The sequence below is a fragment of the Tychonema sp. LEGE 06208 genome (assembly GCF_015207505.1).
Lineage (GTDB): Bacteria > Cyanobacteriota > Cyanobacteriia > Cyanobacteriales > Microcoleaceae > Microcoleus.
Genome location: NZ_JADEWT010000047.1, coordinates 1 through 13,657, shown reverse-complemented (window position 1 = coordinate 13,657; position 13,657 = coordinate 1). Strand labels below are relative to the sequence as shown.

Here is a 13,657-nt window from a genome sequence, read left to right as displayed (position 1 = left end):
TTTTAAGTATTAATAAAAGGTGCGCGCTGCGCGCACCTTTTATTAACTAAATCTGCTTTGATAACGATTTTATCGGCGAATATAATTCGCGACTATACAAACAAAGTCCGCGCAACGCGAGACTCAAGCATAAACAACTTTGCATTACTTAAAATAAAGAGCTGCTTGATACAAAACTTGTTCTTGATGCGTTAACAAAGTACAATCAGAAAGTGGGTAAGCTACACAGGTAACAGCGTAGCCAGCTTGCGATTCTGACGGCTTCAAAAACTTTTGTTCGCTTTGGTCGATTTCACCGCTGAGCAGTTTAGCAACGCAAGCAGAACACTCTCCTTGCTTGCATCCATTGGGCAAGCGGATGCCGGCATCTTCTGCCATATCTAAGATATACTGGTCGTCCGGTACGGCGATCGTGCGATCGAGGGCGAGAGCTTCATTCACCAGCCGAACTTGATAAATTGCCATTTCCACCTCTTATATTATTTCCGAGTTTAAGAAGGAGGCGGTTGAAACTGCTTCTTGTCAAAGGAAGTCCGCGCAAGGCGAGACTGAAGAATAATTGATATTAGCGGAATTATCGGCTGCTAGACAAGTGCTTGTTGATATTCTAGATGTTCATCTAGATAAATAGCGCGAATATCCTCCGGCAGATTTGATTCTAAAGTTTGATATCCTTTTTGGAGCAAAGCCTTGACTTGAGCGGGCGAAATTGCTTCACCTTCTGCTTGCAAATAAGCTGCGATTCGAGTTTCGCTCCAGCGGAAAGTCTGAGCCATCAACACGACTAAACGCGGTAGTGGCGCTAACAATTCTAAGGCTTGTTTGACGTAACACCAGAGGGGAGGCGGAGCGGATTGCAAGGAGTAGTGAATCGACTCTACAGGTGGCAATTCGGCTTGATTGATGCAGATAGCGGTGACATTAATCAGCCAGTTTTGGAGGCTGAGATTTTCGCCCTCAGACTCTGGGATTTCGTGGCGCAAATCGAGGCCTCGGAGCTCGTGATAGATGTGTAGCCAAGTGTGGGCGAACAGGTAATCGCCTTGTACGGGCGATCGCACGGAATGGCGGATCAGGGAGTGGACAATTTGAGCGTAGCGGCAAAAAATTGCCGTGAAGAAGCGACCTTGATCGGGATGGTTTTGAAACAAAGTCAATAATTCGCGATCGCTGTGGTGGAACAGGGATTTAACCACAGGATGGTTGAGTTCGGAAAAAACAGGTGTTTGCACAATTGTTCTGGAAAGGTTGTGGGAATAAATGCTGGTGCAGCATGATTCTACACTAGGATCTACAGTTCATGCAACTGCTTAAAACTTGTTGATATTTACGTCAATTAATTATATAATAGAGTTGTAGGCGATGCTGCATCAATCTAAATTGATACATATAAACTATATGTATCCAGCGCACATCAAAAGATAATTTATTGTTTCAAGGGTAAGATTCTTGTATGTCTAGCATTAATACTGGTATCGAATGGTGCGATCGCACATGGAATCCCACAACTGGCTGCGATAAAGTCAGTCCCGGCTGCACTCATTGTTATGCGGAAGCATTAACAAAGCGATTCCATACTAATTTTCCTAATGGGTTTACTTTAACGGAATACCCAAAGCGGTTGAACGAACCTAAGAGTTGGCGAAAGCCGAGTCGCATTTTTGTTAACTCAATGAGCGATTTGTTCCATGAAGATGTTTCTATTGAATTTCTGAAACAAGTCTTTGAGGTAATGCGTGAAACTCCTCATCATATTTATCAAATCCTTACCAAGCGAGATAAACGTTTAGTAGAGTTAGCGCCTCAACTTGAATGGTCTGATAATATTTGGATGGGCGTGTCTGTTGAAAATCAAAATTATGTTCATCGTGTGGATTCTTTGCGACAAGTCGATGCAAAGGTACGCTTTCTATCCTGCGAACCACTTTTAGGGCCGTTACAGCTTGATCTAACCGGAATTCATTGGGTAATAGTTGGTGGAGAGTCGGGGCAAAAACACCGTCCGATGCAGGAAGAATGGGCACAAAGTATTCGGGATCAATGTCAAGAGGCTGAAGTCGCGTTTTTCTTCAAGCAATGGGGAGGTAGAACACCTAAAGCTGCTGGGAGACTTCTCGATGATAAAATCTGGGATGAGATGCCGGAAGCATGGAATAAACATCAAAAGCAATTCAATGGCTACACTTTCAGCGTGAGTCGAAACTCCAATAAGGTAGTAAAACCTACTTTTGTGAGAATGTAACTTTCACCTTATCTCCAAATGTAATTTCTCCTTGGTGCTTCCTTCGTTTACTGGCAGGTGGATCTGCTATAATTTTACCTTGTTGTTCTAGTTTCCGCAGAGCTGCCTTGTAATTTTTACTAATGTAACGCTTGCCAACATGATGCTGATTATAAATTTCTTCCATTGTTAGTGTTTTACCCGCAAATTCATCCAGCAACAAACTTTCAAGCTCATCCAGAGGACGATAAAGCTCGTATAATAGAGGATATTTAGGTGGAGCAGGATTGTATTCAAAAGAAGGAACTCCTTGTTTAGCAGTAGAGCTTTCTCCTGCCATAATTTCTTTCATAATTGAATAACCCCGTACATTCTTGGAGACAAAAATCAGATGATGAGTAGTCCGATTGCCACTCTCATTTTTAAAACAAAATGGGAGGACAAACTCGCCACCTATTTCTTTTAAAGCCTGACAAATTGCCTCCACAATTATTAATTCTCGCTCATCAGGTTGCTTTGATGCAAGCTGTTCCCTAAGATTTTCAGCCCGTTCTTTACCGAAAAGAGAATCCATGTGGTTCTTGACGGCCGTGTTTTGCAAACCCATATTAATCCGGTTGTAGTTAAAGAAAAATATGCAATCGCAACCCCAATCTTTAATAACTGCTCCAATTAGCCGAAGAGATAAACCTTTATAACCCCAAGGATCGATAAAAAACAGTGTAGGAACATTCTTATTAATTTGTTTGATTGCTTGAATAATTTCTTCTCCAACCTCTTTATTGAAAACTCTTGGCTTAGAGCTTAATCTACTTATATCTGGGATGGATTCTATAGCCTGTTGTAGAGACTGAGTATTATTTGAGTCTTTATCATTAAACAGCGTTACTAGCATTTGTGACATATCTGGATCGGCAATAGCGCGTTCCAAGATAAGTAGTGGAGTAGACTTAGAACCGTCTTGATAGCGACCAGGCCCAGAGAACAAATCAATATAGGCAATGTTATTATTCCATTTCTTAGCTGTTGGTATAATTACCTTTGCCCAGGCCCAAAAGTATTTAGCAACTATTTCTGATTTTACTAAAGAATTATCTCTGGATTCATCAAAGAAAGAACTGTCAGCCATCACAGTCACCTATAAACTTTAGTTGATTTTACTGGTTTTACACAATAGTACCATAACCGCCGCCGCCCGGAGTCTCAATTACAAACACATCACCAGGGTGCATTTCCACACTCGCCGTACTTCCCAACTCCTCAACATTTCCATCAAATCTCTCAACATAATTCCGCCCAACTTTCCCCGATTCACCCCCATGCAAACCGCAGGGAGAAATCACCCGCCGCCCCGATAAAATTCCCGCCGTCATCGCCTCCAAAAACCGCACTCGCCGCACCACTCCATTACCCCCGCGATGACATCCATTCCCGCCGCTATTAGCCCGGATTGCAAAACTTTCTAACAACACCGGAAACCGCCATTCTAATACTTCTGGATCGGTTAAACGCGAATTAGTCATGTGAGTTTGCACCGCATCAGTACCGTCAAAATTTGCACCAGCACCCGAACCGCCACAAATTGTTTCATAATATTGATAGCGGTTATTTCCAAATGTAAAATTATTCATGGTGCCCTGGGAAGATGCGATCGCCCCCAGCGCACAATACAAAGCATCCGTAATATTCTGGGACGTTTCCACATTTCCCGCCACCACCGCCGCCGGATAGCGCGGATTCAGCATACAGCCCGCAGGATTGATGATTTCCAGAGGTTTCAAACAGCCCGCATTCAGAGGAATATCGTCATCTACCAAGGTGCGAAAAACATACAACACAGCCGCTTTACACACCGCAGCCGGAGCATTGAAATTGTTAAATTGCTGAGGAGATGTGCCAGTAAAATCTATTTTTGCACGGCGCGCCGACTTGTTAATTGTAATAGCTACCTTAATCTGTCCGCCACTATCCATCGGATAAGTAAACTCGCCATCTTGCAAAACCTCAATTACCCGCCGCACCGATTCTTCAGCATTATCTTGCACGAAGCCCATATAAGCTTGTACCGTTTCTAATCCGTAACATTCTACCATCTCCATCAGTTCTGCTACACCGCGATTGTTGGCAGCAACTTGTGCTTGCAAATCCGCGATATTTTGTGCGACATTGCGAACAGGAAAATCTCCGGCTGTGAGAATTTCCAGTAATTCTGGTTCGCGAAAATTTCCCTCGCTTACTAGCTGAAAATTGTCCAGTAATACGCCTTCTTCAGTTACAATTTTACTATTCGGAGGCATGGAACCGGGAGTGATGCCGCCGATGTCGGCGTGGTGTCCCCGCGAGGCTACATAAAACAAAGGAAGGGAGGAAGAATCATCAAATACGGGAGTAATTGCGGTGATATCTGGCAAGTGCGTGCCGCCGTTGTAGGGATTGTTAGAAACATAAACATCCCCAGGTTTAATTGTATGACTTTGTGCTAAAATCAAAGCTTCTACGCTTTCGCTCATCGAACCTAAATGCACGGGAATGTGCGGCGCGTTGGCAACTAATTGCCCGTTTTTGTCGAATATTGCACAGGAAAAGTCGAGGCGTTCTTTGATGTTGACGGATGAACTTGTATTTTGTAATGTAACGCCCATTTGTTCGGCGATCGCCCGAAATAAATTATTAAAAATTTCCAGCAAAACAGGATCTGATTTAACCACAGATGAATGGGTGTTAACTGCATTCATTTGTGTGGATCTGCGGTTCAAAATTAAATCATTATTTTCGGTGATGGTCGCTTCCCATCCAGGCTCTATAATATTAGTTCCAGTTGCTTCTACGATCGTAGCCGGGCCGCTAATGCAGTCGCCCGATCGCAAATCGTCCCTCCGATAAACAGGCGTTTCCCGCCACTCGCCAGCGACATACATTTGCACGGTAGAGATTGGCTGTTGGGCGATCGATTCCGCGTCACGAGAATTAGCAACTATCGATTCATCCGGCAGATTCATGGTTTCTACAACTTCCACCGAAACCGCTTCCACAATCAGCGATTTTTCCGGCATAATAAAACTGTATCGCTGTCGGTGCAATGTTTCAAACTCAGCCTGCATATCCTCAATATTTCCCGCAGAATTGACCATCAAAACCGAATCACTTCCCTGATATTTAAGATGCAGCTTCCTCACAACCAAAACCTCAGACTCCTTCTCTGTGTTCTCTGCGTCTCTGCGGTTCAATTCCCTCTTTCCCTCCGCCTCCAATTGCGCTAAAACATCCTGTAAATCACCAATTAATTCATTAGTTAATAATTCCTCGATCGCCCTTTCGCGAATAGCCCGCACATCAGCCAAACCCATACCGTAGGCGGATAACACCCCCGCATAAGGGTGAATAAATACCCGTTTCATGCCCAAACTATCGGCGATCGCACAAGCGTGTTGACCGCCCGCGCCGCCGAAACAGCACAATGTATACTCCGAAACATCATAACCGCGCTGAAGCGAGATTTTTTTCACCGCATTAGCCATCTTTTCCACGGCGATCGCCAAAAAACCCTCAGCCACCTGTTCCGCCGTCCTCTCGCCCCCAATTTCCCCCGCTAACTGCACAAATTTTTGCCTGACTACCTCAGTGGCGATCGGCAAATCTCCATCCAATCCAAACACTTTCGGGAAAAAATCCGGTTGAATTTTCCCCAACATCACATTACAATCAGTCACCGTCAAAGGGCCGCCCTTCCGATAGCAAGCGGGGCCTGGATTAGCGCCAGCAGACTCCGGCCCGACGCGGTAGCGCGCCCCGTCAAAAAACACAACGGAACCGCCACCGGCTGCTACAGTGTGAATTGCCATCACGGGCGATCGCAATCTCACCCCAGCAATTTCTGTCTCGAATTCGCGTTCGTATTCCCCGTTAAAATGGGCGACATCCGTCGAAGTTCCGCCCATATCAAAGGTAATAATTTTATCGAAACCTGCTTTTTTGCTGGTTTGAACTGCACCGACAATTCCCCCAGCAGGCCCGGATAAAATACTATTTTTTCCTTGGAATTTGGCGGCATCTACTAAGCCGCCGTTTGACTGCATAAACATTAATTTGGGGAATTGGGAATTGGGAATTGGGCATTGGGCCTTGGGAATTAATAATCCTTCATTCCGAGGATCTACCTCAATTAACTCACTGGTTACTTGTTCGACATAACGCCGCAAAATCGGAGACAAATAAGCATCGACAACCGCAGTATCTCCCCGCGCAACTAATTTCATTAAAGGGCTGACTTCGTGAGATACTGAAATTTGAGTAAAGCCAATTTCTCTGGCTATCTTAGCAACTTGTTTTTCGTGTTCCGAGTAGCGGTAGCCGTGCATAAAGACGATCGCACAACTGCGAATTCCCTCATCGTAGGCTTGCTGCAAAGACGGGATAAAATCGGGATTGACAGCAGTCAACTCCTCACCTGTAGCGCTGTAACGTTCCGCAACTTCGATCGCGCGATCGTACAGCATTTCTGGTAAAATAATGTGGCGGGCAAAAATATTCGGGCGGTTTTGATAGCCAATTCTCAGCGCATCGCCGAAACCTTTAGTAATTAGTAGAATAGTGCGATCGCCCTTACGTTCCAGCAAAGCATTTGTCGCCACCGTCGTACCCATTTTAATCGCTGCAATCTCCCCCGCCGGGATCGATTCCCCCGCCCCAATCCCCAAAATATCGCGAATTCCTTGCACTGCTGCATCCGTGTAGCGATCGGGATTTTCCGACAGCAGCTTGTGAATTACGAGCTTACCATCGGGCTTTTGGGCTACTATATCGGTAAAAGTGCCACCGCGATCGATCCAGAATTGCCAGGAAGTGCGATCGTAAAAAACATTCATATCTTCTTCTCCCATCTTCTTCTTTCTTCCTTCGCGCCCTTCGCGTCTTCGCGGTTCGTTAAAATAAAATTATAGATACCCAATAGCCTCAACCAAACCCCGACAAACACCAGCAAGAAAATCCAAATCCAAAGTCTCAATCTTATCACTCGCTTGATGATAATGCGGATTCCGCATATTAGCCGTATCCGTCACCATAATAGCCGGATAACCATTATCCCAAAAAGGAGCATGATCGCTGCGGCGAGTATCCGGCACAATCAAACCTCGATTCGGCACCGGCAACCACTCGCAAGGCTGACCAGATTTGCGAATATTCCCGCTCAAAGTAATCATATCGCGAACAGTCCGCAAGTTCCCAATTAAAGCAATAAAATTGCCAATATTAGGATAAAAATATTTTAGTCCCGCCGGATAGCTTTGGGAGTTGGGTTTGTTGTTGCAATAACCCAACATTTCCAAAGAAATCATCAACCGAATCTGCTGTTTTTGTTTTTTTAAGTTAGCAGCATGATGGCTGCTTCCCCAACAACCGTATTCTTCCATATCGAAGGCCACTAATTGTACTGGATATTTTAGCGGTTGAAGTGCGAGATTCCTTGCGAGTTCCAGCAAAACAGCCAGCCCAGTAGCATTATCATCAGCCCCAGGCGTACCGGGTACAGAATCGTAATGAGCACCAATTACGATCGGCAAATTTTCTTGCTTCCCCCCCTTAGCAAGGGGGAGATTGAGGGGGGGTAAATCCAAGATAAAATTGTGATGAATTCGCCCGCGCACTGCAAAATCGTCGATTTCTACAGTACCCCACTGTCCCAACTGTTCGCGGATGTATTGCTGGACATAGAAATGTCCTGCGGAGGCTAAGTAAGGATTGCGATCGCGTACAATTTGAATTAGGTGGCCCTGCAGGCGTTCTTTGAGATCCATGCGATCGCAGATACAATGAGTACACTCAGATTATATGGGATTGAATTATGATTGGAGAAGTCAGAATCGAAAATTATAACTCCATAGGATAATTATCCTTATTCTCAGTGGGTTAGTAATTTTTTTTTTGATTATACTGAAACCTCTATAAAAAATGCTGCTATTTTCTTTATTTGGAAACATGGGGCCTAGATAAATTTACATCTCTTTTGAAAAAAAACAGAGTTTTTTAAACAAAAATGGTTTAACCTTCAAAAGGATGCCGAATCCTTGATTCCCATATTTGAATTAAATGAATTTATAATTTACTCACCAGAAAACCAAAGGTTACGAGTTTGTGAAAAAGTAGGACAAATTCAACCATTAGGCATTAATGGCGAAGGTTTATTTAAACTTATAAATGTCTTGAGTGCAGACCAAAATAAAGACAAGCTTAATCTAATCAAAACACAGCTGCAATTGATAGATTAGTTTAAAGATTTTGAAATTCCTCACAATTTAGCAGCACTGCAAAATTCTATCCAAATCACACATAGGTACTTAGATACAGATTTAAGTTACTTTGACCAAAGAAGCTCGAATGAAGGATTTTTGTTTTTACTTTTTTACTTTACCTTATTCGTCAGCGATATCACACCTAAATTTTTTGCAATAGATAACATAGATGCTTCCCTCAACCCCCGATTGTGCCGCCGATTAATGCAAGAATTAGTCCAATTAGCAAAAAAACATGACAAACAAGTCATTATTACAACCCCAGGGCTATTTCATTCAGATTGAGTAGCTGATATGATAATAAACTATCGTAGTCATTCACAGGATATGTGATGTCTCAAATTGCCATTGTCGAAGCCTTTGCAGACCTACCCAATACCCGTCGAAGAGCAGGAAAACGCCATCATCAAGCACTGTGACACCGCCTTGTTTACCTTAGGTGTTGCTGCCGGAAATCGTGGATTTCTGGCGATTGGGGATTGCTTAAAAGCCCATCACGAGCAATTAGTAACTTTATTTCAACCGCCTTCGGGGCCCTTACCCTCCGGAGGGCACGATTCGGCGGACATTATTGCGGTTAGAATATCAGACTTATTCTGGTTGTTTATCGAGGTTTTTCGGGATTCAACCTTTGCCAGGAGAAACGATTGCATTGGATGGGAAAGTATTGCGCGGCTCCTATGAATGTCAAGGTGACGACCCAACAGTCGATTCCCATGCAGCAATGATGCTGGGTTTGTGCCTACATTGTAGAACGTGGGTTGATTCTCGAGCCCTATGACGTAGATTCAAAAACCCATGAAATCCCGGCAATCCCTGCTTTTATTGAGCAGATGGCACTCAAAGGTGTTGTGTTCGCTTTTGATGCCATCAGCACCCAAAAACAACTGCTCACACCATAATTGATAGTAGCAATCATTACGTGCACTCCCAGGTAATCAATCTGGATTATTGACCGCAGTACAAGCCACATTTCAAGCACAAGAAACGTCATTCCAGATTAATAAAGGGCATGGTTGGATTGAAAAACGTACCGTCAGCATCAGTCAAGACTTGACGGGAATTCCTGCTTTTCCGGGACTAAAAACCTTAATTAGAATTGCATCCGAACGCCATGTCTATCGAGCGAACATCATTGAATTATCTACCGAAACTCGCTACTACGTCACTTCATTAACTGAAACAGCAGCTTGCCTTGCTCAAAGAATTCGAGGCTATTGGGGAGTCGAAAACAAAGTCCATTATGTCCGTGATGTCACCCGGCCTAGAAGATGCTTGTCGCATTCGCACCGTTGGACTCGTTCAGTATTGGGCAATCCCACGAAACTTTGCCCTTAATTTGTATCCCGAGCATGGCTTTCAAAACATGGCTCAAGCTCAACGTCTCGCTGGCTTTAGTTGTAGCATACTCAAAGATATATTTAGAATGAAATAGCCCTGAGTATAGCAGTCGCCAAGGCCCTTTGGTCATTGCTCCCTGAGCGTAGTCGAAAGGTTCCATAACCATAAATGCTTTAACAACCTTGGCGGTTGCTATATCAGGTATTCCAACCCGATGGAGCGCTTATTTAGAATCCAAAGTCATCTCCATCAACAATTTTGTTTTAATTGTTACTTCTTCGGGCTTCCCTGCCACTTTAATGCTTATTTCAGAATTAGAATTGATAGAGACGACAGAACGAACAGGCATTAATTGATTCAGTCGCATTATAACTTCTCCCTGACCCTGAGACGCAAAATATTTTATGGCCATAGTAGAGCCAGCAGGTAATTGGGATAAAGTCAAATTTTGGGGATTTGCTTGTTGTTCTACGCTAGTTTTGAGAGTAGCAACTCCATCTTGCAAGCCAATCAATTCATAGGTAGCAGTTTGATTCACATTCATGCCACTGACATTAGATGGAAAAGAGATGCGCCATTTAGCGCCTTTCCCAACTGCTTCTGCCGGCAGAGGCGAGGCAAGCTGTTGTAAAGATTTAGACATATTTTGAACCATTTGTTTGGTGTTGTTGTCCGCTTCTTCCGGCAAAGTAAAGCTACCTCCTTTACTCGCGCCCCGACTATCCATGATGAAAGAACCTTTCAATCCAACTAACTTTTTAACTGCCGATCGCATACTATCTAGGGCCGCAGTTGGCAAATTTGGAGTATCAGCAGCAATATCGGCGCTAGCGTATAAAAAATCGTAGTGAATATCTCCATTAGTATCAAGTTTCGTGGCTTTTGTGTCTATAGTTAAGACCATTGTCGGAACTTTATTCACCTTCGTACTTCTGTCGGCTGTAGAGACTTCCATCTCCATTTTTACAGCCATAGTAGTCGTTTGTTTAACACCTAAACTTGGTTTTAAACGCAACTGTTGTCGGGGTTCCACTCCGGGATTTAGCAGTTCGACTTGAACGGGTTTCGCGTCGCTCCTAGGCTCGGATACGTCACCGGCTGGCTGCTGAACGACAAGTGGAATCTCAGCACTGAGGGACGCAGGAGAAAGCTCGATCGCCCATCCGGCACTTGCCAAACAAAGAGATGTAATAAACAGTGTTTTTTTCATTGACTTAATTTCCGGTTATTTGAATATTTGCCTGTTGCCACAGTCGATCGATTGTTACAAACTTGTAACCTTTATACAAAAGCAATGGAATTATTTTATCAGCAGCAGCCGCAACATCTTCGCCGCCAGAATAGCCGTCGTGGAGTACAATAATTGAACCGTTTTCTGTTTGCTGCACGACGCGGCTAGTAACTTTCATCACCCCCGGCCGCACCCAATCTTCCGGGACGACACTCCACATTACGGGACGATATTCCCACTGTTGCAATAACTCTAATGTTCGCGGCGTAAAAATGCCGTTCGGCGGCCGCACGTCGCGGATTAATTTTCGATCTAAATCGCAAGCTTTGGCAATTGCTTTCTGCGTGTCTTCTAAACTTTGTTTTAGTTCGTGGGTTTTGAGTTTGGCAAACGATACGTGCTGGTAGCCGTGGAGGCCTATCCAGTGTCCGCGATCGCACACTTCTTTAGCCGTTTCTGGATGCCTGTCCACGCAAAAACCTAGCCAGAAAAAACTAGCTTTGATGTCGTATTTATCTAAAATTTTTAACAGTTGAGGTGTGTGCTGACGGTGCGGCCCGTCGTCAAATGTTAGGGCAATTTCTCGGCTGTTGATATCTCCCGTCCACAGACATCTGGGAAAAGCAGATTTGAGGATGGGATGAACGACAGGAAACAAAGGTGCTAGTGGCATTGGTTAATGTTGCGAAAGTGCGATCGGGTAGAAATGAAGCTGCGCTACAATAAAATAAAGTTAACTCAATCGAGGTAAATATGACAACTGCCGTTGATATAGGAACGCTAATTGTCCGCACGCCGGGAACTTGCGGCGGCCGTCCCCGCATCGCCGAAACTCGAATTACCGTAGAAAATATTGCTATTGATTTCAATGCTGGGCTGACTCCAGAACAAATTCTTGATGAAAAACCGCACTTGAATTTAGCACAAATTTATGGCGCATTAGCCTACTATTATGCGAACAAAGACCAAATCGACGCGGATATAGCAGCAGAAAATGCTGAGTGGGAGCGCTTGGAAGCAGAATCTATGGTAGGTAATGTATCGTGACTCAAATTCGTTTGTATCTAGATGAAGATATTCAGAAACAAGCTCTGATATTGGCTCTGCGAAATTCTGGAATAGACGTGTTGACTACCTCAGAAGCTAACAGAGTCAGCTATGTAGATGAAGAACAGCTAATTTGGGCAACTGAGCAAGGGCGAGTCATTTACAGCTTTAATAGGAGAGATTTCAGCAGTTTGCACAGTCAATTTTTAGCGGAAGATAGAAATCATGCCGGAATCATTATTGCACAACAACAGCGTTACTCAGTGGGCGAGCAAATGCGAGGAATTGTGACTATGATGGCTACTAAATCAGCAGAGGAAATGATAAATAACTTGGAATATTTGGGGACTTATATCAGAGATGAATAAGTCTTTGTCAGAGTTGAACGATCGCCAATTACAAAATTCCTTAACTCTTTTGATAGAGCCTCAAACTATCTCCGATCGCATTCACCTCTATCTCAAGATCGATGCGATCGCCCTACAGTGTCCTCCTATACTAAATACCAGCACAACTAATCGACAAACCATCAAGGAGAAACAATGACAGAGGAATATCTAGCAGAACGCACAGTTTCAGCCGTATTTAAGGAAGAAGAACAATTAGACGGCGTAATTCGGCGGTTGCTCGATCGCGGAGTCTCCCGCGACCACATCTCCGTAATGGGCAAAAACTTTCAGTCTAAAACTAAAATTGCCGGCTTTCTGACTAAAAAAGATGTAATTTTAGGAGGCTTGCGAAGCGGGGCGATTTTTGGTTCCTTATTCGGTTCTTTTTTGGGTTTGCTAACTGGCGTGGGCGTGCTGTTTATTCCCTTTGTCGGTGCAGTAGTATCCGCAGGCCCGCTGGGTGCTGTACTGTTGGGTGCAGCTAGCGGCGCGATCGCAGGTTCGGCCGGTGCTGGTCTAGTTTCCGCTTTAGTCGCTTTGGGAATGCCCGAAGACAAAGCAACTATCTATCAAACCCGCGTTGAAGCAGGCGAATTTCTCGTGATGGCAGAAGTCGCCGCAGATAAATCGGGCGAATTTCAACTATTGCTAGAAAGTGCAGGTGGCGAAGAAGTTTCAGTTAGCGAGATGACGCTGCCGCGCGCCGTCAAAGGTCGCTGCAACAGTCCGGCAGACTTATCTCCAGAAGTGCGATCGCACCTGTCGGAAGCAGCACAAAAAACCTTCATCGAATCCTACAACACCGCATTTGACGAAAGCAACGACTCGATACAAGCAGAACACACCGCCTGGGAAGCCATTCACCAGCAGTACGAAGAAGATGAAACCGGCGTTTGGACTAAGCCTTTAGCGAAAGTCTAGTCTTGCAATCGCGCAGTAAACTAATAAAAAACACCATCAAGCCTCTAGAACTGCTGTTCTGGAGGCTTTGAAGATTTTAGATTTTAGATTTAAAAATGGTGCACAACTTAATTCGTAAAGACTTGGAAATTACCGAAAGTCTCATTACTTTTTGAAAGTGATATAGCAATCCTAAATCATTTGTGAATTTCTTAGTCCCTCCCCTTGGTAAGGGGAG

Annotated in this window: 14 protein-coding genes and 1 pseudogene; 7 read left to right on the top strand and 8 right to left on the bottom strand. The window is 44.2% G+C overall.

The window, feature by feature from the left end; genetic code table 11:
* Window positions 1-144: 144 nt before the first annotated feature.
* Window positions 145-465: a 2Fe-2S iron-sulfur cluster-binding protein gene (locus IQ263_RS14190; RefSeq protein ID WP_194010552.1), complete on the bottom strand. Its 321-nt coding sequence runs from the start codon at window positions 463-465 to the stop codon at window positions 145-147.
* A 119-nt stretch (window positions 466-584) separates the two neighbouring features.
* The gene (locus IQ263_RS14185; RefSeq protein ID WP_194010551.1) at window positions 585-1,232 is read right to left on the bottom strand and encodes an RNA polymerase sigma factor; all 648 of its coding nucleotides are present in this window, start codon (window positions 1,230-1,232) and stop codon (window positions 585-587) included.
* 221 nt (window positions 1,233-1,453) lie between these two features.
* On the opposite strand from IQ263_RS14185, the gene IQ263_RS14180 reads away from it, so the two are divergent.
* Window positions 1,454-2,242 (top strand): DUF5131 family protein, encoded by a 789-nt coding sequence (locus IQ263_RS14180; protein ID WP_194067991.1) that lies wholly within the window; start codon window positions 1,454-1,456, stop codon window positions 2,240-2,242.
* On the opposite strand, the gene IQ263_RS14175 is transcribed toward IQ263_RS14180, so the two are convergent.
* From IQ263_RS14175 to IQ263_RS14165, 3 genes are all read right to left on the bottom strand, one after another.
* Window positions 2,223-3,350 (bottom strand): three-Cys-motif partner protein TcmP, encoded by a 1,128-nt coding sequence (locus tag IQ263_RS14175; protein ID WP_194067990.1) that lies wholly within the window; start codon window positions 3,348-3,350, stop codon window positions 2,223-2,225. The genes IQ263_RS14180 and IQ263_RS14175 overlap by 20 nt on opposite strands.
* A gap of 37 nt (window positions 3,351-3,387) precedes the next feature.
* Window positions 3,388-7,086, bottom strand: coding sequence for a hydantoinase B/oxoprolinase family protein (locus tag IQ263_RS14170; RefSeq protein WP_194068011.1), 3,699 nt, complete (start codon window positions 7,084-7,086; stop codon window positions 3,388-3,390).
* A 69-nt stretch (window positions 7,087-7,155) separates the two neighbouring features.
* Window positions 7,156-8,016 (bottom strand): M20/M25/M40 family metallo-hydrolase, encoded by an 861-nt coding sequence (locus tag IQ263_RS14165; protein ID WP_194067989.1) that lies wholly within the window; start codon window positions 8,014-8,016, stop codon window positions 7,156-7,158.
* A 591-nt stretch (window positions 8,017-8,607) separates the two neighbouring features.
* On the opposite strand from IQ263_RS14165, the gene IQ263_RS30110 reads away from it, so the two are divergent.
* Entirely contained in the window at window positions 8,608-8,796 is a 189-nt protein-coding gene (locus IQ263_RS30110; RefSeq protein ID WP_228050047.1) for an AAA family ATPase, read from the top strand.
* Between the two features lie 490 nt (window positions 8,797-9,286).
* Here the strand turns inward: IQ263_RS30110 and IQ263_RS28550 are convergent, their stop codons facing one another.
* On the bottom strand, window positions 9,287-9,430 hold the full coding sequence (locus IQ263_RS28550; RefSeq protein WP_228050046.1) for a hypothetical protein: 144 nt from the start codon (window positions 9,428-9,430) through the stop codon (window positions 9,287-9,289).
* A 17-nt stretch (window positions 9,431-9,447) separates the two neighbouring features.
* Here IQ263_RS28550 and IQ263_RS14150 point away from each other — a divergent pair.
* Window positions 9,448-9,849, top strand: a pseudogene (locus IQ263_RS14150) (hypothetical protein); the annotation flags it as partial.
* Window positions 9,850-10,075: 226 nt separating this feature from the next.
* On the opposite strand, the gene IQ263_RS14145 reads toward IQ263_RS14150, so the two are convergent.
* Entirely contained in the window at window positions 10,076-11,062 is a 987-nt protein-coding gene (locus IQ263_RS14145) for a DUF6263 family protein (protein WP_194067986.1), read from the bottom strand.
* 4 nt (window positions 11,063-11,066) lie between these two features.
* Window positions 11,067-11,756: a polysaccharide deacetylase family protein gene (locus tag IQ263_RS14140; RefSeq protein WP_194067985.1), complete on the bottom strand. Its 690-nt coding sequence runs from the start codon at window positions 11,754-11,756 to the stop codon at window positions 11,067-11,069.
* A gap of 80 nt (window positions 11,757-11,836) precedes the next feature.
* On the opposite strand from IQ263_RS14140, the gene IQ263_RS14135 reads away from it, so the two are divergent.
* The 4 genes from IQ263_RS14135 to IQ263_RS14120 are packed head-to-tail and all read left to right on the top strand — an operon-like array spanning window position 11,837 to window position 13,440.
* The gene (locus IQ263_RS14135; RefSeq protein WP_194067984.1) at window positions 11,837-12,130 is read left to right on the top strand and encodes a DUF433 domain-containing protein; all 294 of its coding nucleotides are present in this window, start codon (window positions 11,837-11,839) and stop codon (window positions 12,128-12,130) included.
* A complete protein-coding gene (locus IQ263_RS14130) occupies window positions 12,127-12,498 on the top strand; it encodes a DUF5615 family PIN-like protein (RefSeq protein ID WP_194067983.1) in 372 nt (123 codons plus the stop codon). Before IQ263_RS14135 ends, IQ263_RS14130 begins: the two co-directional genes overlap by 4 nt.
* On the top strand, window positions 12,491-12,676 hold the full coding sequence (locus tag IQ263_RS14125; protein ID WP_194067982.1) for a hypothetical protein: 186 nt from the start codon (window positions 12,491-12,493) through the stop codon (window positions 12,674-12,676). Before IQ263_RS14130 ends, IQ263_RS14125 begins: the two co-directional genes overlap by 8 nt.
* Complete coding sequence (locus IQ263_RS14120) at window positions 12,673-13,440, top strand: ChaB family protein (protein ID WP_194067981.1); 768 nt, start codon at window positions 12,673-12,675, stop codon at window positions 13,438-13,440. Before IQ263_RS14125 ends, IQ263_RS14120 begins: the two co-directional genes overlap by 4 nt.
* Window positions 13,441-13,657 lie beyond the last annotated feature (217 nt).

What these genes read in the sequence shown, in the direction of transcription:
- IQ263_RS14190 (WP_194010552.1), bottom strand. Translation starts at nt 465, where the DNA reads ATGGCAATTTATCAAGTTCGGCTGGTGAATGAAGCTCTCGCCCTCGAT.
- IQ263_RS14180 (WP_194067991.1), top strand. Translation starts at nt 1,454, where the DNA reads ATGTCTAGCATTAATACTGGTATCGAATGGTGCGATCGCACATGGAAT.
- IQ263_RS14175 (WP_194067990.1), bottom strand. Translation starts at nt 3,350, where the DNA reads ATGGCTGACAGTTCTTTCTTTGATGAATCCAGAGATAATTCTTTAGTA.
- IQ263_RS14170 (WP_194068011.1), bottom strand. Translation starts at nt 7,086, where the DNA reads ATGAATGTTTTTTACGATCGCACTTCCTGGCAATTCTGGATCGATCGC.
- IQ263_RS14165 (WP_194067989.1), bottom strand. Translation starts at nt 8,016, where the DNA reads ATGGATCTCAAAGAACGCCTGCAGGGCCACCTAATTCAAATTGTACGC.
- IQ263_RS28550 (WP_228050046.1), bottom strand. Translation starts at nt 9,430, where the DNA reads ATGATTGCTACTATCAATTATGGTGTGAGCAGTTGTTTTTGGGTGCTG.
- IQ263_RS14145 (WP_194067986.1), bottom strand. Translation starts at nt 11,062, where the DNA reads ATGAAAAAAACACTGTTTATTACATCTCTTTGTTTGGCAAGTGCCGGA.
- IQ263_RS14140 (WP_194067985.1), bottom strand. Translation starts at nt 11,756, where the DNA reads ATGCCACTAGCACCTTTGTTTCCTGTCGTTCATCCCATCCTCAAATCT.
- IQ263_RS14135 (WP_194067984.1), top strand. Translation starts at nt 11,837, where the DNA reads ATGACAACTGCCGTTGATATAGGAACGCTAATTGTCCGCACGCCGGGA.
- IQ263_RS14125 (WP_194067982.1), top strand. Translation starts at nt 12,491, where the DNA reads ATGAATAAGTCTTTGTCAGAGTTGAACGATCGCCAATTACAAAATTCC.
- IQ263_RS14120 (WP_194067981.1), top strand. Translation starts at nt 12,673, where the DNA reads ATGACAGAGGAATATCTAGCAGAACGCACAGTTTCAGCCGTATTTAAG.